General features: G+C 56.7%; 15 protein-coding genes. 9 read left to right on the top strand and 6 right to left on the bottom strand.

Going from position 1 to position 24,627, the window contains the following annotated elements; all coding sequences use genetic code 11:
- Window positions 1–125: 125 nt before the first annotated feature.
- Together RAM15_RS00935 and RAM15_RS00930 are read right to left on the bottom strand one after the other, a co-directional pair.
- On the bottom strand, window positions 126–455 hold the full coding sequence (locus RAM15_RS00935) for a GNAT family N-acetyltransferase (RefSeq protein WP_372338660.1): 330 nt from the start codon (window positions 453–455) through the stop codon (window positions 126–128).
- A 199-nt stretch (window positions 456–654) separates the two neighbouring features.
- Window positions 655–792 carry a hypothetical protein gene (locus tag RAM15_RS00930; protein ID WP_306221677.1) on the bottom strand — a complete coding sequence of 46 codons (138 nt, stop codon included), beginning with the start codon at window positions 790–792 and terminating at the stop codon, window positions 655–657.
- A gap of 348 nt (window positions 793–1,140) precedes the next feature.
- Between RAM15_RS00930 and RAM15_RS00925 the strand changes: the two genes are divergently transcribed.
- Window positions 1,141–1,761 carry an isochorismatase family protein gene (locus RAM15_RS00925; protein WP_306221676.1) on the top strand — a complete coding sequence of 207 codons (621 nt, stop codon included), beginning with the start codon at window positions 1,141–1,143 and terminating at the stop codon, window positions 1,759–1,761.
- Window positions 1,762–1,779: 18 nt separating this feature from the next.
- Here the strand turns inward: RAM15_RS00925 and RAM15_RS00920 are convergent, their stop codons facing one another.
- Window positions 1,780–2,526 carry an SDR family oxidoreductase gene (locus tag RAM15_RS00920; RefSeq protein WP_306221675.1) on the bottom strand — a complete coding sequence of 249 codons (747 nt, stop codon included), beginning with the start codon at window positions 2,524–2,526 and terminating at the stop codon, window positions 1,780–1,782.
- A 304-nt stretch (window positions 2,527–2,830) separates the two neighbouring features.
- Between RAM15_RS00920 and RAM15_RS00915 the strand changes: the two genes are divergently transcribed.
- From RAM15_RS00915 to RAM15_RS00890, 6 genes are all read left to right on the top strand, one after another.
- Window positions 2,831–6,220, top strand: a complete 3,390-nt coding sequence (locus RAM15_RS00915) for a DUF5107 domain-containing protein (protein WP_306221674.1) — start codon at window positions 2,831–2,833, stop codon at window positions 6,218–6,220.
- Entirely contained in the window at window positions 6,217–7,275 is a 1,059-nt protein-coding gene (locus tag RAM15_RS00910) for an aldose epimerase family protein (RefSeq protein ID WP_306221673.1), read from the top strand. The genes RAM15_RS00915 and RAM15_RS00910 overlap by 4 nt, the downstream gene beginning before the upstream one ends.
- 42 nt (window positions 7,276–7,317) lie before the next feature.
- Window positions 7,318–8,757 carry a sugar porter family MFS transporter gene (locus RAM15_RS00905; RefSeq protein WP_306221672.1) on the top strand — a complete coding sequence of 480 codons (1,440 nt, stop codon included), beginning with the start codon at window positions 7,318–7,320 and terminating at the stop codon, window positions 8,755–8,757.
- A gap of 133 nt (window positions 8,758–8,890) precedes the next feature.
- The gene (locus RAM15_RS00900) at window positions 8,891–9,742 is read left to right on the top strand and encodes an AraC family transcriptional regulator (protein WP_306221671.1); all 852 of its coding nucleotides are present in this window, start codon (window positions 8,891–8,893) and stop codon (window positions 9,740–9,742) included.
- 1,410 nt (window positions 9,743–11,152) lie between these two features.
- On the top strand, window positions 11,153–11,893 hold the full coding sequence (locus tag RAM15_RS00895) for an SDR family oxidoreductase (RefSeq protein WP_121914317.1): 741 nt from the start codon (window positions 11,153–11,155) through the stop codon (window positions 11,891–11,893).
- 112 nt (window positions 11,894–12,005) lie between these two features.
- The gene (locus RAM15_RS00890; RefSeq protein WP_306221670.1) at window positions 12,006–12,371 is read left to right on the top strand and encodes a TIGR02328 family protein; all 366 of its coding nucleotides are present in this window, start codon (window positions 12,006–12,008) and stop codon (window positions 12,369–12,371) included.
- 158 nt (window positions 12,372–12,529) lie between these two features.
- Here the strand turns inward: RAM15_RS00890 and RAM15_RS00885 are convergent, their stop codons facing one another.
- Entirely contained in the window at window positions 12,530–13,780 is a 1,251-nt protein-coding gene (locus tag RAM15_RS00885) for an MFS transporter (RefSeq protein ID WP_306221669.1), read from the bottom strand.
- 515 nt (window positions 13,781–14,295) lie between these two features.
- Between RAM15_RS00885 and RAM15_RS00880 the strand changes: the two genes are divergently transcribed.
- Together RAM15_RS00880 and RAM15_RS00875 are read left to right on the top strand one after the other, a co-directional pair.
- Window positions 14,296–19,386, top strand: a complete 5,091-nt coding sequence (locus tag RAM15_RS00880; RefSeq protein WP_306221668.1) for a Spy0128 family protein — start codon at window positions 14,296–14,298, stop codon at window positions 19,384–19,386.
- A 236-nt stretch (window positions 19,387–19,622) separates the two neighbouring features.
- Entirely contained in the window at window positions 19,623–20,039 is a 417-nt protein-coding gene (locus tag RAM15_RS00875; protein ID WP_045924232.1) for a hypothetical protein, read from the top strand.
- A gap of 83 nt (window positions 20,040–20,122) precedes the next feature.
- On the opposite strand, the gene RAM15_RS00870 is transcribed toward RAM15_RS00875, so the two are convergent.
- Both RAM15_RS00870 and RAM15_RS00865 read right to left on the bottom strand, forming a co-directional pair.
- The gene (locus RAM15_RS00870) at window positions 20,123–20,893 is read right to left on the bottom strand and encodes an MIP/aquaporin family protein (protein ID WP_306221667.1); all 771 of its coding nucleotides are present in this window, start codon (window positions 20,891–20,893) and stop codon (window positions 20,123–20,125) included.
- Window positions 20,894–21,132: 239 nt separating this feature from the next.
- Window positions 21,133–24,627 carry an SNF2-related protein gene (locus RAM15_RS00865; RefSeq protein ID WP_306221666.1) on the bottom strand — a complete coding sequence of 1,165 codons (3,495 nt, stop codon included), beginning with the start codon at window positions 24,625–24,627 and terminating at the stop codon, window positions 21,133–21,135.

The raw sequence follows: 24,627 nt of genomic DNA, 5'->3' as shown, positions 1-24,627 counted from the left end.
TGCATTCAGATCAACAATAGTTCAGCAATCTTGCAGACGGCGCTTCTGCCTGCCATCCTGATCGAAATTGGCGTCATCCAGCCAGGTCTCCAACCGCTCTTTTACGGCCGGCCATTCACTATCAGTTATGGAAACCAATCCGTATCCCGAGTGCGGCCCTTGTAGACCATATCGTTTCTGAACCGGCCTTCAGCCTTGAATCCCAGCCTCAGCGCAGCCGCCCGGGAGGGCGCGTTGAGGCTGTCGCACTTCCACTCGTATCGGCGATAGCCCAAGTCCTCGAAGACATGCCGAGCCATCAGATACTGGGCCTCGGTAGCATGCCTGCTTCTTTGCAGCTCCCTGGTGTAGATGACATGGCCCATCTCGACGCTTCCCATATTCGCCCGAATCCGCATCAGAGCATACATGCCCAACAGAACCGACGAATCATGAAGCTTCACATGTTCGCTCATATCCGCGTCCTTCCCACCTGCAGACTGACCGGCACCAAATTCAGGTGCAGACGGCTTGCGGAGAATGGCAAAGAAGAGTGGATCCCGGCTTGCAATCATAGATGCGAAGTCTGAGTCGAATGCTGGTCTATCAGGGTAGAGGTCGTGGGTGCTATAGGTCATGATGGCTTCGTCACAATCCGGACCGAAAATCCGCTCATCAGAAGGCATCGCCTTGATTTTCTTCCAAGGGCACTACCAGAACGGTCCTGCCAGTCAAGTTGACAGGTTTCGGCATCATGGCCCCTGCAAACGAAACCGCATCACCAACGAGCTGTCCGAACTCATTGATCCTCATACCCGCATCTCCTCCCTTGGAACGATGCTCGCTCCGTCATCGTACGGAAGGGACGGCCCGTAAGCGCCGGCTATCATCCCGTACAATCCCGGCATTTAGGATACCGAGCAAACACCCCAAAAGTCCGTATGAATCCGCCTCGCACAACCACGTCTGATCACCCTTGCTGCCTCCTTTATCATCATGTCCACAAGATGATGATTCGCCGCCATATTTGTCCACATCCACTCAAGCGGAAGGAGCGATGTATTTGCGGGAATTAGACTGATACATAAGAGGAAATGATCCAGGAGCTTCAACCGGTATTCCTTCTGTCTACCGTCAGCATCGACCAAGGGAGTGATCACCATGTCCAAGGCTTTGATTGTCGTGGATGTTCAACCGACCTTCTGCGAAGGAGGCGAACTGGGAGTCGAGGGAGGCAACGCCACGGCTAGCAAAATCGCTTACTATGTCCACGACCATGCCGGGGACTACGCCTACATGGCCACCACCCAGGATTGGCACATCGAGCCTGGATCTCACTGGTCCGATCACCCGGATTTCGTGGACACCTGGCCCAAACACGGCGTAGCGGGCTCGCCCGGGGCGGAGCTGCATCCCAGTATTCGTGGGCTGGGTATCACCCATCACTTCAAAAAGGGTCAGTATTCCGCCGCCTACTCCGGATTCGAAGGTATCGAAGACAACACTGATCGGATCCAGAGTAGGGAGGAATTCGCTGCGGCCAAGTCATCAGGCGTCACCCTGGCCGATGCCTTGGCGCAAGCTGGCATCGACCAAGTGGATATAGTCGGCATCGCCGAATCGCACTGCGTCAAGGAGACGGCCCTAGATGCCGCGAAGCTGGGCTACCAGGTCACGGTCTGCGAGGATCTGACTGTCCCGGTCAGCGAGGATCAGGGCGTCGAGGCTCGAAAGGCCATGGCCCAAGCCGGCATTCGTCTTCTTTCCTCCAACGGCGACTAAAGGCAGTGACGGAGGAATTCACCAGGGCTGGATGGTGGGGCCTACGGTGAATTCCGATACATTGGTATCCTCAGGCTGATCAATGGCAAAGACCACCACCTGAGCCACCCGCTCGGGATCAATCTGGTAGCTGTCGTAGGTCTTATTCATATCAGCCAGGGTCTGCTTGTCCGTGATGGTCTCTAGTAGTTCAGTCTTAATGGCCGCCGGATAAATGGTAGAGGTACGAATATGCGTCCCCTCCTGGGCGGACTCCATCCTGAGCACCTCCATCAGATCACGCAGACCCCACTTGGTTGCCCCGTAGACCGCCCCGCCAGTATAGGCTTTGAGTCCAGCCACCGAAGAGGTGGCGATGAACTGACCATGTCGCTGCCCGATGAACTCCGGCAGGGCCGCAGCAATGCCGTACAGCGCGCCTTTGAGGTTGACGTCAATGGTCCTATCCCACTCGTCCACATGCAGAGCCGACAAGGGCGAGTTAGGCATGAGTCCGGCGTTGAGGAATACCACGTCCACTCCGCCGAACTGCTCCTTGGCGAAAGCCACGAAGTCCTTATTGGCCTGCCGATCGGTCACATCCAGAGCCATGGAGGCCGCCTGGCCACCGGCCTGAACGATGTCGTTGACGATTGTATCCAGCCGATCCTTGCGGCGAGCGCCCAGCACCACCTTGGCCCCTCGCTGCGCCAACAGCCTCGCTGTGGCCTCCCCGATGCCGGACGAAGCTCCAGTGATCAACACTGTCTTATCTGCAAGTGTCATAGTCCCACCTTTCCTTGATGTTCAGTCGGCCCGATGGTACAACCTCGAGTCGCTGGAAGTGCAAGTCACAAATGGGCCGCCTGTGACTTACCCATCAGAATCTGTGATTTCAAAATCGACAGACCGAACCGGCACGAGGCCACAAATCCCCCTACTAATAGCAAGAATCCGAAATAAAAGGACAATTTTACTGGTCGCAACCCAATTATCCAGCCTTAGTGTGAGACGTAAGGAGACAGCATCGGAGCTGCTTCGGGCCGCTCGACTCCCCCAGACATAACCTTAAAAGACAAAGGAGCAGGTAATGTCGTCAACCGAACAGGTCAAAATTTCGGACACCACCTTGGTCATTCCCACCTACGGAGTCGGCAAACCGGATAAGAATCCTCAATTTATTGAAAAACGCGTCTATCAGGGATCCTCGGGCAAGGTCTATCCGTACCCTGTAATCACTTCCATCAAAGACACCAAGGAAGACAAGTCATACAAAGCAGTCATCATTGAGAATGAATATATAAAGGTAACCGTGCTCCCCGAGCTAGGGGGCAGAATCCAATATGCCCAGGATAAGACCAACGGGTACGATTTCGTTTACCGAAACGATGTCATCAAGCCTGCACTGGTCGGCCTTACAGGACCGTGGATCTCGGGAGGCATCGAATTTAACTGGCCTCAACACCATCGCCCTACTACTTTCAGTCCAGTTGATTACCGTCTTGTCGACCTCGCCAATGGTGGCAAGGGTGTCCAATGTCATGATGTCGACCAGATGTACGGCACCGAGGTCGTCACTACAATCGCCCTCTATCCAGGTAAAGCGTACATAGCCATCACGGGAGATCTCTACAATGGCACAAGCCTTCCCCAGACTTTCCTTTGGTGGGCTAACCCAGCTGTATCTGTCAACGACCATACCAAGACGGTCATGCCTCCGGATGTGACAGCGGTGATGGATCACGGCAAACGCGACGTGAGCAGATATCCTATCGCCACAGGCACCTATTACAAGCACGACTATTCAGAAGGCGTGGACATAGGCAGATACAAGAACGTCCCCGTTCCTACCTCCTATATGGCTGCTGGAAGCAAGTACGACTTCGTTGGTGGATACGATTATGCAGCTCAAGCCGGCATCCTGCATTATGCCGACCACCACATCAGTCCCGGCAAGAAGCAGTGGGTCTGGGGTAGCGGTGATTTTGGACATGCCTGGGATCGGAACCTGACCGATGACAATGGGCCCTATGCCGAACTCATGACCGGTGTATTCACTGACAACCAGCCGGATTTCAGCTGGCTCAAGCCTTTCGAAACCAAACGTTTCACCCAGTATTTCATGCCGTATAAAGCCTGTGGTCTGGTTAAAAACGCTACATTAGATGCTGCTGTGAACATGGAGTTTGGCCCTGTTGATCCCGCGAAAGCCGCCGGAGAGACCGAAGGCGTCGATGGCAGCGGCTTGTCGGATGGGCAGGGCCGGGTAACCGTGTACGCCACACACCTTGTAGACCATGGTCTGGTCAAGGTCACGAATCGTAAAGGCGAGACCCTACTCGAACGAACCACTCGACTGAGCCCCGTCAATATCCTCACTGAAGAGTTCGACACTCATGGGGCGGCTCCCACAGACATGACCGTATCGGTCACTGACCAAGACACCGGCAAGGAACTCGTCTCTTACACTCCGGAACCAGATACTATCGACAAACTGCCCAGCCCCGCAAAAGCCGCACCCAAACCGAGCGATGTCGCCACCAATGAGGAGCTATTCCTAATCGGCACCCATCTCGAACAGTACCGCCATGCCACATATCGTCCCGATCCCTACTATCTGGAAGGACTGCAACGTGACCCCGGCGATGCCAGGATCAACAATGCCTATGGCCTGCTTCTGCTACGACGTGGCGTATTCGAAAAAGCAAAGGAACATTTCCAAAAGGCCATCGATCGCATAACCAGCCGTAACCCCAACCCCTATGATTCAGAACCATACTTCAATCTCGGCTTGGCCAATTGGTATCTGGGACTGGAAGATCAGGCATACGATGCCTTTTACAAGTCGACCTGGGATGATTCCCAGCAAGAAATGGGCTTCTTCTATCTCGCCGCAATCAGCGCACGCCGCGGCGACTGGTCTCAATCCTTGGACTTCGTCAACAGAAGCCTGGTGAAGAACTCCGAGAACATCAGGGCTAGAGGGCTCAAAGCCTACTTGTTGCGTAAATTGGGCCGAACTGACGAGGCCGCCAGCCAGGTGGAGAAGAACCTCGCCTTGGACGCATTTGACTTCGTCTCACAATACGAGCACTACCTGACCACAGGCAACAAACACGATTTGGACCTTACCCGGGGATTCACGAAGAACCACATCAAAGCAGCTCGCGAATACGCGTCCTTCGGAGCCTACGATGAAGCCTTGGCCATGCTGAACCAAGCCAAAGGCCAGGATCCGATGCTGGACTACTACAAAGGCTATTACCTGGCAGCCATGAATCGTACTGACCAAGCCAAGGAAGCTGTCCTGAAAGGCGAGGAAGACGACAGCTACTGCTGCTTCCCCAACACCTTGGACGATATTCAGGTCCTTCAGACTGCGATGAAGATGGGCGCCAACGCCAAGGCACCTTATTATCTGGGATGCCTTTATTACGACAAGCTTCAATCAGACAGGGCTATCAAGCTGTGGCAGACCAGTGCTCAGAACGATCCGAACTTCCCCACTGTCCACCGCAATTTATCCCTGGCATACTATAACAAGCGACATGACCAAGCCGGTGCCCTAGAGCAGATGGAAAAGGCCTTCAGCCTCGATCCAACAGATTCCAGCATTTTCCTGGAGCTGGATCAACTCCGCCGGATGCTTGGATGGACCTACAGCCAGCGTCTGGTCGAATACCGCCGCAATCTCAACGCCGTTCAAGAGCGAGATGACTTGTACATCGAGTATCTGACAGTGCTCAACATGACCGGCAACTATCGCGAAGCCTATGAACTGATGGGCAAGCGACATTTCCATCCTTGGGAAGGCGGAGAGGGGAAGATCACAGCCCAATACCGCATCAGCCTGACGCTCATGGCAAAGGACGCAATGAATGCCCAAGACTGGCAAACAGCTAAGGATCTGCTGACCAAGGCCCAGTCCTACCCAGAAAATCTGGGCGAGGGAAAGCTCGAAGGACAGAAAGACAACGATCTGCATTATCTCTTAGGCCTGGTCGAGGCACACATGGGTCATGATGATGCCGCAAAAGCTCAATTCCGTCAAGCGACCATCGGACCGGACGAGGTCAAGGGGGCAATGTTCTATAATGATCAGCCTGCAGAAATGATCCTGTACCAGGGCCTAGCCCATGCTGCACTGGGTGAACACGGACCTGCCAATGCCAGGTTCTACCGCCTGCTGGACTTCGGCGAACAGCACCTGAACGATCAAGCAGCTATAGAATACTTCGCAGTATCCCTTCCTGACTTCGTAATCTACGACAAAGATTACACAAGAATGAACCACATTCATTGCTTGTATGTCATGGCCTTAGCCAACATCGGATTGGGCAAGGCGCAAAAGGCGTCGGATCTGCTCGCCAAGGCTATGTCCGAAGATCCCAGCCACATCCAGGTCAACCTATTTAGCGACGAACTCTCACATCGACATATATTGATGAACAGTTCCGCCGCAACCAAGGCGGCAGCATGAAAGCAGCGGACATGTCTGCCAGCGAATTCGGTAGATTAGACGATGACAGAGTCGCACACCTGTTCAAGCTCCAGAACGGACAGGGACAATCGGCAACAATCACCGATTTCGGAGCGCGGCTCGTCTCTTTCCTCACCCCGGACAGTGCAGGAGAACTTAGGCAAATAGTCCTGGGATGCCCGGATTTAGCGAGCTATTGCGCCGACACCTGCTGTCTGGGTGCCATCATCGGACGCAATGCCAACAGAATATCCAATGCCCAGTTTCAGCTGAATGGACGCACATACCGATTAGAAGCGAACGACGGCAAGAACAACAACCACAGCGGCCCTGACGGTTACGAGCACCGGCTGTGGACGACTGATTCGTACGACGACCGGCATGTCACCTTGAGGATGGATACCTCAGACGGCGATCAAGGCTTTCCGGGAGCCATGTCGATCACGGTATGCTACAGACTTCAGGATGACGGACTCGAAATAACTTTCGAAGGCGCCACGGATACAGACACCATATGCAATCTCACCAATCATGCCTACTTCAATCTGGATGGCGATGGATCTGGCAATATTCTGGATCACACACTGCAGATAAATGCAGATACGTTCTGCCCCATCCTCGGTGAGGATGCCATACCAACAGGCTCTCGACAGGCCGTGGCCGATACTCCGATGGATTTCAGGAAACCCTGCAGCATCGGTGAGCGGCGCGATCAGGCTTTCGACCAGATCAGACTTGGGCACGGCTACAACCATGCCTATCCGATCGACAAAAGCCCCCGGCAGTTCGGCCATATGGCCACACTAGCCAGCGCGAAGACCGGCATTCGACTCGACGTCTTTTCTGATCTACCCGCAATCCAGATCTACACCGGTGACTATCTGAGCAACACCCGAGCTAGAGATGGCCACTGCTATGGGCCTAGGGAAGGCATAGCGCTTGAGTGCGAATTTGTACCCAACGCCATCAACAGCGACGACCCCATAAAACCCATCTTGAGAGCAGGCGACATTTTTGCCGCCAGGATCTACTACCGAACGAGCATCATCTCTTGAAACAACAGCGATCCGTCAACAACATAGAAAGAAGTTTCCCACATGTCTCATCCAACTAAAACCGGCATACCGCCGGCAAAAGGCTTATCCAACGGCAATAGGATCAAACTCATTATCGTTTGTGCGGCCGCTGCCGTCGGCGGATTCATGTTCGGTTACGACACATCCGTCATCAATAGCGCCGTCAAGGCACTGACCAGTCCGGATTCCGGATTCGGCGTCACAGGCTTCATGTCCGGATTCACGGTTTCATCGGCGCTCGTCGGCTGCGCTGTAGGAGCTTGGTTTGCTGGCAAACTCGCCGATCGCTACGGTCGCACCAAGGTTCTTATCGGCGCATCCATACTTTTCGTGGCCTGCGCCTTGGTATCGGGCCTGACAAGCAACGTTTGGGTGTTCTTCATATTCAGATTCCTAGGAGGGATCGGGGTCGGCTTCACCTCCGTCATCGGGCCTTCATACATATCGGAGATCGCTCCTCAGAATCTGCGCGGCATGCTAGGTTCCATGCAACAATTCGCCATTGTCCTTGGACAAATAGCAGCTTTAGGCCTCAATGATCTGTATGCGATGGGCGCAGGCGGTGCTGAAAAGACCTGGTGGCTGGGTCTGGCGGCTTGGCGATGGATGCTGATGACTATGGCTCTGCCAGGCATACTCATGTTCGTGGTGGCACTGATGCTTCCGGAGTCCCCAAGATACCTGGTGATGAAAGGGGAGAACGAAAAGGCCAGGACTATCCTCTCCGAAATCACAGGCGAGCCCGATCCCGACGACAAGGTTCAGGAAATACGTGGAACCATGCTCGAACGTCCGGCGCGCTTGTCTGATCTGAGAGGCGATTGCTTCGGATTGCGCAAGGTCATGTGGGTGGCAATCGGAGTAGCCATGCTGCAGCAGCTCCAAGGTACGAACGTTATCATGTTCTATGATTCGTCCATGTGGCAGATGGTCGGATTCTCCGAGCAAAGCGCATTGCATATGTCGTTCATTCGCACGATCTTCGCTCTCATTGCAACCATGATCGGCATGGCCTACATCGACAAGATCGGTCGGCGCAAGCTGCTGACGATTGGCTCCGTAACCATGACCATTGGTCTGGCGCTTATGGCCGTAGGGTTCTTCACCGGCAAAGTGGTCAACGGTGAAGTGAACGTGACCACAGGCTGGGCCTGGTTCTTGCTGATCGTAGCCAATGTATTCTGGTTCTGCTATTCCGCTACCTGGGCACCTGGCATGTGGGTCGTCATCTCCGAAGTGCTGCCAAACTCCATTCGCGCCATAGGAGTGTCAGTGGCGACTTTCTTCTGCTGGATTGCTTCAGCCGCCTGTAACTGGGTGTTCCCTTCGATGCGTGACGGGATTGGCTTGGGCTGGTCCTACGTGATCTTCGCCCTTTTCGGCGTAGTAGGTTTCCTCCTAGTCACCAAGGCCCTGCCCGAAACCAGCGGCGTGGCGCTAGAAGACATGAGCGAGAACTGAAACCGGGCCCTACACGGGCATTTTGATGATGGCAGGGGCCATAACCACACGGCTCCTGCCATCATCCTTACCCACTTAAGGACCAGACTTATAGCATATCGTTAAGGAATATGGACAAAGAGGAACAGTAATCATGAAACCCGCCGAGCACTTCATCGACTTGGCCAAGTCGGACTTCGTCATGCGAATTCCTTCAGCCACAGCCCGGCGTACATTTCTTTACTTGCTCAGATCTGGCATGTTCAGCTACCAGCCCGGCTATCGTCTTGATCGCCGGTCCTTTGACAGTTTTCTCGTCATGCTAGTGCTCTCAGGATCCATGGATTTGGATCTGCCTGCAGGTCATTTGCGGGCCGTGGCTGATCAATTCGTTCTCGTTGACTGCTATTCCCGCCATCGTTATGGGACTGACACTAAAACGGACGTGTTGTGGATGCACTTCGATGGAATAACGGCACGACCGTATTATGATTTGATCACAGCAAAACTTGGAAACGTAATTACCCTTCGCAACCCTTCATATGCGCGGACTCAGTTGCGTGAAATCCACGATATGGCCACGGATCAAGGTGGATACTCCGAACCGGAGATGGCTCGTCATATTACCGATCTGCTCACGGAATTTGCTGTAGAGAACAAGCCTGGAGTCACAGCAAAGCGCTCACATACCATCGATGACTCGATAGCATACATCGCCGATAATCTCAATCAGTCACTAACGGTGAGCTCACTGGCAGAACGGGCATATATGAGCGAATACCACTTTATTCGCATCTTCAAAAAACAAACAGGTCTGACACCTCACGCATATATCACTGCTTCACGTATTGATGTGGCCAAGTTCCTACTTGCCAACAGCGACCTTTCCCTGGACGAAATCCGCAAACAGTGCGGATTCTCTTCGATATCAATCCTGTGCACCACTTTCAAACATCAAGTAGGTATGACTCCTATACAGTACCGCCGTCAAAGCGGTGATTACTGAGTGTTCGCTACTCTTCAACATTCAAAAATCCTATTAGGATAATTCGTGCCCATATTGGCATCCTCATCGCGGATTCCGCAACAACATATTGGTATCATCCCACGCAATTCGACCTGCGCGCTATGCTAAGCGCAAGCATCCTTTTGCTGGTTTTAGGCTGTCTGGCAGTTCTACGTCTGCGGATTCATCATGGGCGTGGGCATGCCGGCTGTACTTTACCTAGCCGTACCCATCTTGATCAACGCATGGTTCTGCAAGCGCATCGGATTCAATATAGGTTTGTGCATGGTCTTCACAGGTGTAGGTGGTGCTATTTTCAACCAATTAGGCAACTTGATCATCCAATCCGCACCCGACGGATGGAGACGTAGATGCCTGACCGTTGGACTTATCATCCAGGTCGCCGCTCTTCCATTTACCATATTCGTCGTCCGCTCACATCCATCAGACCTAGATCTGCAGCAAAACCCACGAGCAAGGGCTAACAGCGCATCAGGCCATGCGTACCCCGGCTTTCTGATCCTTGGAGATATTCTGCGTACTGATCACCATTGATCAGACTGTCTACCAATTCCTGCCCCCCCCCTATGCGACATCCATTCCCTCCATGGCCTCCATGGCAGGTCTGATTGCCTCCTCCTGCATGATTGGACAAGCAATCGGCGAGATCACACTTGGATTCATCAACGACCGGAATGCGGTCCTTGGTTTAGGGGGGGGGGAGATCAGTAGCGGACTGATGGGCATCTTTGCGAGCTTTCACCAACCAGGGCATCCTGCTGCTGCTCGGTTCTTTCGGATTTGGATTCCGTATATACCTGCACGACGGTCGAAACACCTCTGTTGGTGCGCTCGGGCTTCGGAACCTTGGACTATACGGAGATTGATGCCTGCGTACAGATGGACGGTTCCGCAGCCTCAGCCGTCGCAGCGATCCTCTGGGAAATAATTGTTGACCGCCACATGGTTGTGCCATACTGCTCACCTTGAGCGCGCTGATCATGGTAACAGCTCTGACAACTGGCTCTCTTCCACTGGTCGATGGCCACAGGATAGAGAGCCTGTATACATGAAATAATTTTTACAGTAATTTCTGTATCGCTGCTTGTTCAAAGATAAGGTACTAAGCTACAAAGGCCGATGAGTGCGGATACGTTATTAACCCAAACTAATTCGTGAACAATACAGTTGGCATCATGCTGATTTACGCCATATAGCATCGCTTTTGAGGTCGAAAAATCTCATCGAGTTACAGCCAGCAGGCTTGGCGAAGCAGTAATACAAATCCACATACCAACCGCAGGAGACGTATCATCCCGAATGGCTCATGCAGCAACCATCAGTATGGGAGTATGGGCATGCCATAGCATACGATGAAATACGACAGCACATCTCTATAAAGGAGTGGATATGACTGATCGTCTACAAGGTAAGGTAGCCATCATCACCGGAGGAACCGGCGGCATGGGCGTGGGCATCGCCGAATGCTTCGTCCGCGAGGGGGCCAAGGTGGCCCTTACCGACATCAAGGAGACCGATGCCTCCCGCAGCTTCATGCAGGAGCATCCCGGGCAGGTCGTCTTCCACACCTTGGACGTGACGGACGAGGACCAGTGGGTCTCTACCATCGACACCGTTGAAAAGGAGCTGGGCCAGCTGACCACCGTGGTCAACAACGCCGGCGTCGGCGACAAAGGCGTCACCATGGACGAGGAAAGCTACGATGACTGGAAGAAGATCATCGCTATCAACCTGAACGGAACCTTCCTGGGCACCAAGCATGGCATGCGGGTCATGAAAGGCCGCGGCGGATCCATTATCAACATCTCCTCCATCGAGGGCTTCGTGGGCCTGAGCCGGGCCGGAGCCTACAACGCCAGCAAGGGCGGCACCAGGCTGCTGACCAAGTCCGCCGCTCTGGATTCCGCCAACAACAACTACGGTGTTCGCATCAACTCGGTCCATCCCGGATTCATCAAGACCCCTCTGATCAGCCAGAGCCTTGAGGACAGGATGAGCAAGCTGACGCCCCTGGGTCATATCGGCGAGCCCCAGGACATCGGCGAAATCTGCGTCTACCTGGCCAGCGACGAATCCAAGTTCGCGCTGGGTGCCGAATTCGTTGTGGACGGCGGATTCATCGCCCAGTAAGGAGTTCCAGTAAGGAATTGCCCCAACCCCTTCTTCTGCCAGTCCGCTTCACAGTGATACAAGCGGCTAGGCTGAAGGAGGGGTTCACTTATGCCCTCAACGAGGGGGCGTCATGCGACTGTGGCATCAAGATTTGATCCGGCTGCTTCCCAGACAGCAGCTGCTGGGCCAGCATAGGGAGATCACCGCCCTGCGGGGCCTTGGATGGGGTCGACAGCATGCCACCGTTGACTATGTCTTCGACCACTGCCCATATAAGCTCTTTCAATTTCATCTATTAGTCATGGCAACGATGCGCGAGCGCGGCTACCTTCCTGATCCCGCCTGGTATGATCCGTTCTACCGCGGCAGGCACTGCCCGCCATACAAGGATCTGACTGCCGTGCCGTTGACGAACCCCATCTACCCCGAGCACGATGCAGCCTATCTGCAGGAATGCTTGGAGAATCTGGCGGGCAAGGGCATCCATTTGCCCTAAAGGCGATCCTCAGGGCCGGTGTCGACTGGCTGCTGTGGCCATAAAATTCACTGACGTGTACGGCAATATTTGGGAACGGCTGTTTGAATCCGAGTATCTGCCCAAAGATTGTGCTTCGCCCGACAACCGGTTGGCGGAGTTTTGCCAACCGAAGGGCGTCATTCCCGAGTGAGCCTAGACACCGGGGGCACCAGGAGGGTAACCGCCACCAGCAAGAACGCCAAGGGCAACAGCGCCGGCCTGACACCGGTATGGTCGGCCAGGAATCCAATAGCCGGAGGGATGATCCAGGAGACCCCGTAGTAGGCAGTGGAGATGACCGAAGCACGCTGGGCCGCCACGGCTGGATCCTTGGTTGCCAAAGTAGTAACAATGGGTACGCCCAGAGCAGCTCCGACACCCCAAATTCCAGTGCCCACAAGGCTCAACACAAAAGAGGGCGAAAGAGCATAGACCAGGATGCCCAGAGCCGAGACCAGGAGGGTCAGGACCAGCGAGCGCATGTTCCCCAACCGCTCGATCAGATGTGTCCCCAACAGCCTTGAAACGATCATGGCTGCAGCGAAAATCGTGGGAGCAAGACCGGCTTGAGACTCAGGGACGCCGAAGGCATCGACCAGGCCAATACCGCTCCAGTCGTTGACGGCACCCTCGCTGGCCTCCAGGGCCACGTTGATCAGGGCAAGCATGAGCACCAGGGCATCGCCCCAGGCCGCCAACTGCTTGCCGAAGGCGGACGATTGCCCTGAACCCGCCTGCTGATCCGAACGTCGGTCGTCAGCGCCGCCCTTGTAATCCCCTAGAGGCTGAGCCGGGCAGAGCAGAACGCAGGCGATCACCAGAGCCAGGCTGACCAGCGCATTGACTGCTAGGTGCGCACCTATGGCCACACCCAGATGAGACAGGAGCGAGCCCAGTCCCAAGGCAAGAAACATGCCCAAACTATATGAGGCATGAAAACGCGGCATTATGGACCGAGAGGAGAAGCGCTCCACTGCACCCGCCTCGACGGTGTTGACCGTTCCCCAGAGGCTGATCCCCGCCGAATTGAAGAGCAGTCCCAAAACCACCCCGGGCACCGAGCGCAGAGTGACAGCCAAGGCCGCGATTACCATGCCCAGGCACCAGGTGGAGGCTGCCAGCAGCATGGCCCGCCGCACGCCCAGCCGATCAGTCAATACACCCGAGACCAGCATGCCGACCAGAGCGCCGCAGCCTCCCAGGATGGTCATCAGAGCCAGGCCCGAAGGCTGCAGACCGAGACTTGCCTTGACTGTTGGCAGTCGAGAAATCCAGGCCGAAGTACCGATGCCCATGATGATGAAAAACCCGTAAACGGTCGACCGCTCGCGCATTCCGTGACCTGGAGGACCGACCGCCGAAGGCTCACGATGATCCCGTTCACTCATGCGGGCCTCCTTGCTCTGTCCATTGTTGACCCTTTTTTCTCCGGAGACGCACAGCAATAGCGGAATCATAGCCAAGGATTCTGTATACTGTTCCACAGCACTTTTATCGGATGACTTGAGAACCATCGTAGACAGTCGACCGGATGACCCGAAGGGGATGCCCGGCCCGACGCCCCAGTCGGTCGTCGGCGCTCAAAAGGAGAAACGTGGCAAAGGGTAATTTGAGCGGAAAAGTCCTGGCCGGCCTGTTGGCTATGGCCACGTTAATACCCACTATGGCCTTAGCCGATGGTGGACAGACAGCTGATGCCCAGACCTCCACCTCCACATCAACATATGCAACGACACAAGCACAGCAGACATCGTCCACGTCGACCCAAACCTCGACTCCACAGTTAAACACCGCCGCGTCCGGGGCAGCCCAAACCGCTCAGAAGTCGGAGTCAACCTCATCGAGCCAGGCCGCGCCCATACAACCCAGCACAGGGCCGACCACCAAATCGGCAATCAAGGACATGCTGGACACCGACGACGCCGTGGTCACCACACTGTCCCAAGCATCCCGCTCCACTGGCACGGCTCCTTTCGACAACGACAACAACCCCGGCGACGACCACGATGCAGACAATGACATAGTGCGCACTTTCGATAAGGTGTCCTACACCTACTCTTTTGCCGTAAATACCCGCAGCGAGACAACCAGCTATCGCCGAGGCCGAATAGGCTTCCAATTCAAACTGAGCCAGCCTGAGGACCAGGTCACCTTTGATGTGAATTCCATGGGCTGGGTGGACACTACGCCGGAATACCAGCCAAAGCAAACTACAGAGACTATCGACGGTCATCCGACACGGGTGCTTACCGTTTACAGGCTACTCACCGCCCCACAGAATTTGCCTACCGTTATTCCGGGATCCTCCAGCGTCACTCTGGTCCTTCGGGTCCGAAGCATGCCCAATGGCAGCAAATTCGCCCCCGAGGTCCAAGCCTGGGGCGCTCCGAATACCACCACCAAGACCGATCCTGCTTCAGCCACATCCGATCAGGTCACCGTGTCGGCCAAGCTTAATCTGAACCTACGAATCACTGGCGGAACCAATGAAGGCTCCGGCAACCAAACCTTCGACTTCAACACCCCAGCCGCCAGCAATTACCCCAACCATGAGCTGGGTAAGCGCAAGGGGATAATCAGCAAGTTCAACTGGGCCGTTGACATGCGTTGGCCCGATCGAACCAAGGGCCTCAAGGGTCTGGAGGTTCCCACTGGCCCCATTACCTTTTCCCTGTCACTGAGCAATTTGTGGCAGACCGCTGGCGGAGATGCCTACCCGAAGATAGCGGATCTGCAACCCTACTTCTGGGACATCGGCACCATCGACGGCGACTTCAACAACAGCGGACGCAACACCGGCGATCAGGGCTGGAGACCCACTCTCAGCAACTATGGCTATGCCCGATCCACGGGTGGCACGGCTGGAAAGGACCAAGTCCAAGGCAATGGTCAATACACCGTGGCTGAACAGCGCAACAGCCAGGGCCTCAGGCTGGACCTGACTTTGAAGGACTATAAAACCAACGACCCCTTCCCCTACCTGGGACACACCTATGCACCAGACGCCAAGTGCACGCCTGCCCTGGCCTCGACTGACTGCACGCGACAAGAAGTGGCCGAAATCTCCACTGGTTACCTATATGTCTTCAACCCCTCCACTGTCGACGGCAAGGACGTGGCCAACTACTATGGACAGACCGGCCTCAGCCTGCAGAGCAAGGTCGACGACGGCAACCTGAGTGCGAAATCGCTATCAAACCAGTCTTTACCCCATGCCTCTGGCCCCACGGACACGTCAAACCAACCCGACCAGTCCGATGACATGTGGCACAACGTCATCTTCACGCTAGGCTCCAACACAATAAAGGCAGGCATCAGCAACATCATTCAGTACAGTTGCATGACGGCTCCTAACTATTTTGATGACGGCGTGGACTGCGGGTGGTGGACTGCTCCTGACAATCTACGGGGGACCGACTCAGCAGTCGCAGGGACCAAAGTGCGGGTAACGGCCGGTTTTAACTTCAAAACCAGCAGGGCTGATCTGCCTCTGCTGGGAATGTCCTTGGTCAAGATCGACCCAAAGGTAGTTGGACTGCCAAACTCCGACGGTCTGGATCTTCCTTGGGGCAACGGCATCTGGCAGAACGGCAAATACAATGATCCAACGAGCGATAAAAACCCGTTGCTGGATCTGGTCATGTACGCCACCAAACCCGACGGGAAAGACTGGAAAAACGACACTGAGCAAGCCAATGCCGACATAGAGGATCTGAACTTTTATAGCACGCAGGAGGATGCAAAGAAGCATGGCACGGTTGTAGGCATCCTGCTGGGCGGGCGCACCGCCGCGCCCTCCAGGTTTGCCGAAGAGAATTCCCGATTCGGCTTCGGCGGATTTGTAATCAACGTCCTCCCCGATGCCAAAGTAAGTTCGGTAGCCCAGCTGACATCAGTTTCACGCACTTTCACCCGCAGTCAATTAGCAGCTATGGCCGGGCTAAGCCCCGAGAACTCCAGCGATCAGGAATGGGAGGAGTGGGCCAAGAAACAGAACCCCTACGATCTGGCCAAAATCAAATCTCCCGTCTTAGCCACGTCAGTCGGAGGCTATACCAAGGCCAACTATGACCAAATAAACGGTTACCTGGGCGGAGACACCGGCGGCAATGAACACGGGGACAGCCTCTATGTAGCCGGCGAAACCAACACCATCTCCAACGCCGTAGCACAAACAAGCACCAATTCCAAACCCAAAGAATACTTTGACATAGACAGCGATCAACGGTTCGTTGACTGGCGGCTAACCATCAACACCGGCACATCAGCTTCCCAAGCCAACAAGGGCGCCCAAACCGAACTCTACATCACCGACAAACTACCGGCAAAGCTCCACTACATCCCCGGCAGCGCCCGATTGGGTGGCACATATACGGAAGCCACGCCTGAAATGGGCCACATAGAGGGCGGAACCGCCTGTGAGCCATCAGTGAGCACGGACCCCGGAACCGGAATCACCACTCTGTCCTGGACACTGACCGACATCCCTGTGGACGGCAACAACCGCGTCATCCACTTCTCCACCTCCCTGGGTGACCTGACTGACCCTAACAAAGACATCGGCTCCAACGAAGACCTGACGACCTCTGCCACAGTTCAGTCAAAACAGAATATGTCCCAGCCCAACACATACTTGAAGACCGCCGATTCCTTCACCATCCACGCTTGGCGGACCAACACCACCAGCCTTTCCACCTCGGCCGTACAGGACACTAATGAAGCCGGTACACCAATTGGCTTCACCAACATGCTGAGCAGCACCTCAGGCAGTGGCAAGCAGCATCACTATGCCATCGACATCATGCCGTACAAACAGACAAGCGGCAAACCCGACTTCCACGGGGAACCTACTTTTGCCGATATGAACGTAAAAGCTTCGGCGGGGGCTAGTCTGAGCCGAATCACCATACGCTACACCACAGATTCTCGATGGCGGGTGAATGACACGAGTTCCATACAATCCCAGGAATACCTCTCTTGGGACGAGGCTGACTTGGACACAACAAGTGGCGAAGTGAAAATGCCTGCAAACGTGGTCGCCTGGGCCTTCATCATCGATGGGCAGCCCAACCAATTCCGCTATGACATTACTTTCCATATAAACCCCGGAAACAACTCCTCCGGCGACCTCTATCGGAATCGCTGGGGCAATGCACTGAACCAAATGCCGGCCCAGGCCATGGTTGTTCAACGTTCCATCAGTGGCATCGTATGGTACGACGTCAATGGGGACGGCACCCGCTCTTCGGAAGATATTCTGCTTAAAGATGTCAAAGTGACCCTGCTCAACGATTCTGACGACAAGCCCGCCAAGTCGGTCGTCACCCCACATGATGATCTAAGCACAAAATCTGATTCCCAGGGCAAGTACGAACTGACCAATATACCGGCAGGGCAATTCCATCTGCGGTTCGACCCCGCTCCGAGTACAAACTGGATCCACCTGTCTACGACAATCCAGAAGGCCAGCGGAGCCAGCCCGAGCGAAAACTCCTCAGCCAGCGACATACTGGAGGACGGAACCATGAAAGGCGCCGTCATCAAGGATATTAAGTTCCAGAAGGCCGAGGATATGGTGGACGCGGCCAGCCAATCCCTGGATTTCAACAACTGCGGCCTGACAGGCACAATGGACACCAATGAAGTGTCTGCAGGAGTCAAAGTACAGATCCAAGGCAGGAACTGGCTCAACTCAGACTCCTTCACACTGGCTGTCGAGCCCCTGGATAACGCACCGTCCGCAGCGTTGCCCAGCCAAATCACCATAGATGCCGACAACAAAAATGCCCAGGTGCCTGTCAACGTGTCTGCTCTGCCCGACGATGGCGGCTACGAGTATCGTATACACCAGGAAACCGGCTCCATTCCTGGCCTGACGTATGATCAGAGCACTGCAATCCTGACCATCACTTTGACAACCGATGCAGCTCAGTTACACCGTACCGCCAAGGCGCAGTGGACTGACAACAAGGGCAAGAAGACAGACACGGCGGTCTTCACCAACACCTACCAGGCCAAGCCGGCCACGGTCAGGCTCACCGCCTCCAAGCATCTGGAAGGCCGGGGCCTGAAAGCCGGGGAGTTCGACTTCCTCCTGCAGAACACCAAGGGCGGGAAGCCGACCCAGGCATCCAACAAGGCCGACGGGACCGTCGCATTCCCCGACCAGACCCTGACCGAGGCCGGCGACTACACGTACTCCGTGAGCGAGGCCCAGGGCAGCCTGCCCGGCATCACCTACGACCAGAAGACGCACCGGATCACCGTCCACGTCACCGACGACCAGCAAGGCCAGCTCCAAGCCACCATCGACGGCAACAACCCCACCTTCACCAACCATTACCAAGCCAAGCCGGCCAAGCCCGTCATCACCGCCACCAAGCACCTGCAGGGCCGGGACCTGAAGGCTGACGAGTTCACCTTCCATCTGTACGACGGGGAGACCGGCCATGAAGCGGGCTCGGCATCCAACGACGCCCAGGGCAGGATCGCCTTCAACGACCTGACCCTGGACCAGCCCGGCGACTACCACTACACCATCCGCGAGGACCAGGGCAGCCTGCCCGGCATCACCTACGACCGGCACGCGGCCACGGTCGACGTCCACGTCACCGACGACCTCAACGGCCAGCTCCAAGCCACCATCACCAGCAAGGACACCACCTTCACCAACACCTACCAGGCCAAGCCGGACAAGCCAGACAACTCCGGAGGACATGACAAGCCGAATCCACCGGTAGAACCGAGCAAACCGAGCGAGTCCGATCATGCATGCAACAAACCAGATCAAACCAGTTCCAACAGCCAAAAACCGGTGCCAGGAAACCAATCTTCTGATGACCAAGCAAAGCCATCTGCAGATTCCCAAGCCCTAGCCGCCTCAGGCTCAGACATAGTCATGCCTGTAGCGCTGGCTATCGGCACTGCCGTCCTCGGCCTGGCACTGATGTGCTTGTTGCGGCATCGCGGGGATCAGGATGCTGACCTAGGCTAATCGTTCCCCGCACGAGAACACAGCTGGGCCTCTTCTTCACTAGTGACAGGCACCTATGGCGAACCTCACGGTTCCCTGCCCCTATCTGCAGGCGAAATTTGCTATTCTTGCAAGTGGAAGGAATCTTGCATCCAGAGGTCACCGTCGACGATGGACGGTCACCTGAACGGTCATGGCCCTGCACGGTCATGATGTCGATTGTCACACGTGCAGGCCGTCACACAGAAAGGTCAGTCATGGCAGACGATACAGTCATTGTTGTTGATACTTCCATGTTCGAAAAAGACGCCGACGCGAAAACCGCCAAGGCTAACGAGGTCGCACGCAAGTACGGCATCAGCGACGAGGCCCTTAAGAAGGTCGAGGATTACAAGGATCAGTTAAGCTACCACCAGGCATGGGATTTGCCATTCCTGGGCTACGTGGACGAGGACGGCTATGGATATGCCTACGTACCCAACAAGGCTGTCGCAGCCGATGGATGGGATGCCCACAAGGCCTTCCTGGATCTGCCCGATGACGTTCAGACGGCTTTCGCCATCCGCATGCTCTTCACCCATCGCGACGTCGACCGCCACGGTGCAGAGATGTTCCTTCACCACGGCCGCGGGCTGACAGTCCGCTTCCAGGAGCCCACCTCAGCCAGCTACTGAGCCTGAGCTACCTTAACTCACTCGACCCCCGGTCCTGTCGTAATAACCCCCTGACAGGGCCAGGGGCTTTTCCATGCCGACAATCAAGGCAGAAGCCCCATCCAGGCAGGAGCTAGCACACCGACGCAGGCTCCGACGATCGGCCCGGCAAAGGGTATCCAGGCGTAGCTCCAGTCCGCATCCTTCTTGCCGGACATGGGCAAAAGGCAGTATGCCAATCGAGCGGAAAAGTCACGTGCCGGATTCATGGCCGCACCGGAAACCCCGCCGAGGGCCATGACCAGAACCGTGATGACCAGGGCCACGCCCAAGGGCCCAACCTGGGTAGGAGTCCCCCCATTGAGGAAAACCCAGGCAACCAGAATGGCCGTGCCGATAGCCTCCGATGTCAGATTCCAGAAATTCGAACGTATGGCCGGCTTGGTACAGAAAACCATAAGTTTGGTATCCGTATCGGTCGGAAGTTCGAAATGCTTGCGAGTGCCCAGGTAGCCCAGGCAGGAACCAAAGAAAGCCCCCAGGAACTGGGCGGAAATAAAAATGGCCACGTTGGCTAAGGTAACCGGAATGCCACCCTTGCCCACAGCCAGACCGTTCAAAGTCGCTTGTGGATCAATCCAGTGACCGACCACCCTGGCCAAGGTCACAGCCGGATTGAGATGGCCGCCCGTTCTCCACCCCGCATATACGCCTACATAAACAGCAAGACCCCAACCCAATGAAGCGTTGATCCAGTCGGCCCGATAGGCCCCTGTCTTGGGGAGTGACCTGCTGGCTGCGACCATGACCGCGATGGCCATCATAATGGCTGTACCCATAAACTCTGAGCAGAACATCTGCACACCGCTGATCATGCTTTCCCTCCAAGCTTCCTGCCATCAAAGGAGCTGAAGGTGACCAGACTCCCAGAACCGAATAGTCAACTGCTGCCAAACCGACAAAACCACCGGTGGAGCAACCAACAATCTGCTCATACATATAGTCTTTCGATTTGACTAATACATCAAGAATAACCGAAGCCGTGGCCCAAGGGTCTCCTCACCATGATGCTGTATTCATGACCATTGACCAGTAGATCAGCAGCCGTTTCGGATCAGCCCAGCAGGGCCAGGAGGTCTTTTCTGCTCAGCCTGGCCACGCTGGCAGCACCGGTGGAGGCAGCCGAATCGACAAAGCGCGATGCCAGGTCGCTCTTGCTGTGCTGCAGGTTGAGGATGCGCTCCTCGATGGTGTCCTTGGCGACGATCTGGTAGACGTTGACGTCCTGGGTCTGGCCGATCCGGTGGGCGCGGTCGTTGGCCTGCTCCTGGGCTGCGGCGTTCCACCAGGGGTCCGCATGGACCACCACACAGGCTCCGGTCAGGTTGAGCCCGGTGTTGCCGGCCTTCAGGGAGATCAGGAAAACCGGCGTGGCATCCCTATTGAACTGTTCCACCAGCTCCAGCCGCCGCTTCTTGGAGGTGGCGCCGGTGATCAGGTCGTAGGACACGTCCAACCGACGGAGCCGCTGGGCTATCAGGTCCAGGTAGGAGGTGAACTGGGAGAAGATCAGCATCTTGCGTCCGGCATCCTGGCAGGAGGCCACCAGATCCTCGATGGCATCCAGCTTGGCCGAATCGCCGCGCCGGTCTCTACCCTGATCCTGATAGACCAGACGCGGATCGCAGCAGACCTCCCGCAGCCTGGTCAGCTGGGCCAGGACCTGAATCTTGCCGACCTCGTACTCCTGGTCGCGCTCTTTGTTGAGGGTAGCCCTCAGCTCCTGCTCCAGGGCCGCATAGAGCTTGCGCTGATGACCCTGCAGGGGCACGCTGATCACGTTTTCGATCTTCTCGGGCAGATCCGTCAGCACCTGTGACTTGAGCCGGCGCAGAATGAAAGGCCCCACCAGGGCCTGGAGCCGGGACTGGGCATCCTGATCGCCGCTGAGTATGGGCATTTCGAAGCGGTCCCGGAACCGAGAGTATGGACCCAGCATCCCCGGCATCAGGAAGTCAAAGATGCTCCAAAGCTCAGACAGCCGGTTCTCGATGGGCGTGCCGGTCAGAGCGAACCGGTGCAGGCTGTCCAGAGCGCGTACGGCCCGCGCGGCCTTGGTGGCATGGTTCTTGATGTACTGGGCCTCATCCAGAACCAAGGCATACCAGGGCAGGCTCCGATACCGGTCCAGGTCCCGCCTGAGCAAATCGTATGAGGTAATCAGCAGATCGTAGGACCCGGCCTGATCCAGCAGAGCCTGACGTTGGCTGCGCCCTCCGGCCAGGACCGCCACCCGCAGATCCGGCGTAAAGCGGCGACACTCGGCCTCCCAGTTGTAGACCAAGGAGGCCGGACAGACGATCAGCGACGGTCCCCGACCCCTGGCCTGATCCCGACGGGAGAGCAGGTAGGCCAGCATCTGTATTGTCTTGCCCAGACCCATCTCGTCGGCCAGGATGCCGCCGAATCCGCGGTCGCTCAGGGTGCATAGCCAACGCAGCCCCTCGACCTGGTAGGGCCTGAGCTGTCCGCGGAGCCCGTCAGGGACCCTGAACCCCTGAGGGTCAGGTTTGCGCTCCTTCAGGTAGTCTCGAAAGCTGGGATCGCGGTCCTGCTCGGGCACCAGCGCATCCAGGTAGCCGAGCTGGAATTCAGGCACATGGACCGGCCCCTTGGCCAGATCAGCAGGGTCGATGCCCAGGTCTTGGGCCAGGGTATCCACAGCCTCGGTATTCAGATCATCCAATTCGACGAAAGCCCCGTTGCGCAGGCGATGGAAGCGCCGACGGCGGCGATGGTCGGCCAGGATGGCAGCAGCCTCCTCGGGCTGCACCTCATCGGCGATGGGCGAGATCTCGACCAGGCCGGAGCGCACCCGCACACCCACGCGGATCTGCGGATGAGAGACGACGCTCAGCCCGTCGAAGGCCGGGGTGGAGAAGACCCGTCCCAGACCCTTGAGCACAGGCAGGCCCCGGGTCAACAGTGTGTGGATGGCCTCCTCGTTCTCCTCGGGGATACGGGCCAGCCCCTCCTCCATCAAGGGGAAATAGCGGCGAACCGTCTGCCAGGCCAAAGACTCGCTCTCCCGATCTCTGCCGGGTTCATCCTCCGAGGCAGGATCAGCGCCGATGGACAGAAGACGGTCCCCGTAGCGGGCCTTGAGGTCACAGCTGACCCCCTGCCGATCCCTGTCCAGGTAAAGTTCGATCCTGCAGGGCGGCCGCCGCCGGGCATCCAGCTCCTCGGGCAGACTGGCAGAGAGCCCGGATCCTTCCTGGGCGCCCTGATCCAGGTCAGGCAGGACGGTCCGGGCGAACAGATCCAGGTCGTCGGCATCCAGATGCAGATCCCGATCCTCGCCAGGACGGCAGAGGGTCTCCAGCAGATCCCGATGACGCATGAAGCGCGCGCTGCAACGATGGATGACCGGCCCCGGATCCAGCCCTAAGCCGGGTTGCGAAGGGCGCACGATAACGAAGGAAGAGGCCTGACCGACGATGAAGCGCTCCACGGCCAGGGCATGGGTGATCCGGTAGCCATCCGCCTCCTTGCTGACCGCGATGCCAGGGTCCGGATCCCCGTCGAGGACGGGGGCAGGCATGGTCTGCAGGAAGGAGTCCTCGGGAGGCGTATAGTCCAGGGTGAGCCCGGAGTCTACGAACAGGTCGAGGATCTGCGCCACTTCGTCGTCGCTGAGCCGGATCCCCGCCAATCCTGCGCGTGCAAGGCGGCGGCGCATGCCCCCCTCCTGTTCGGCCAGGCTGCGGCGGATGGCACCGGCCCTTTCAAGAATGGTCAGCAGAGCCTGGGTCCGTTCATCAAAGGTGTCACGAGAATGAATGAAGGCCAGCCGCCGCCCGTAAGACATGAATTCGCCATGATCCACGGCACGCAGCAGGGCCGGAAGGTCCTTGACCAGGTAGGCGACCCCGTGGGAGGACAGGGTGATGTGCAGACGGACCAGCCAGCCGCCGCGCTCACTGGTCAGATCGGGGATAAGCCCGACCGAGCCGATGGGCAGGTGACGGCCGCCAACCGGTCCGCTCTCCTGCTTGAGCAGGCTCAGCTGGCGGTCACGAAAGGCCTGCCGACGCCGAACCTCCTGCCGGTGCATGTAGGCTGCCAGGGGTCCCGAGGTCGACCGGGCGGAACTGGATCGACCCTGGTCGCCGTCCCAGTCATCCGATCCTGCAAAGGCCTGGCTGGACTCGTTGTAGGCCATGATCAGGGCGACGACATGCTTGCAGGCAGGACCCTGGCGCCCAAAGGCCCGGCAGGTGCAGGAGGAGTCGATGACCCGATGGGCCTGCTCGTCCAGCCGAGCCTGGACCATGCAGTCGCCATCCGGCTGATAGGTGGCGGGCACACGCCCCTTGAGAACGGTCAGAGCCCCCAAGTGCCGCAGGCGCAGGTCTGTAAAGCGGCGGTCATCCAGCAGTTGATGGGCGCGGAAGTAGGCCTTGCCGCCCAATCGGCGCAGAGCGGCGTCAGAGATGGTGTCTGGATCGCCGAAGGTCCGCCCCTCCTCATCGTCGCCCGGATCATAGAAGCCATGGCCTCCTGAACCAACGGCTCTTGACCCGTAGACCGCTGCATGCCAATCCAC

The sequence above is a fragment of the Bifidobacterium asteroides genome (assembly GCF_030758775.1).
In the GTDB taxonomy this organism is placed as follows: Bacteria; Actinomycetota; Actinomycetes; order Actinomycetales; family Bifidobacteriaceae; genus Bombiscardovia; species Bombiscardovia kimbladii.
The sequence above is the reverse complement of the archived record's forward strand: the minus strand, read 5'-3'. Positions and strand labels throughout refer to the sequence as shown.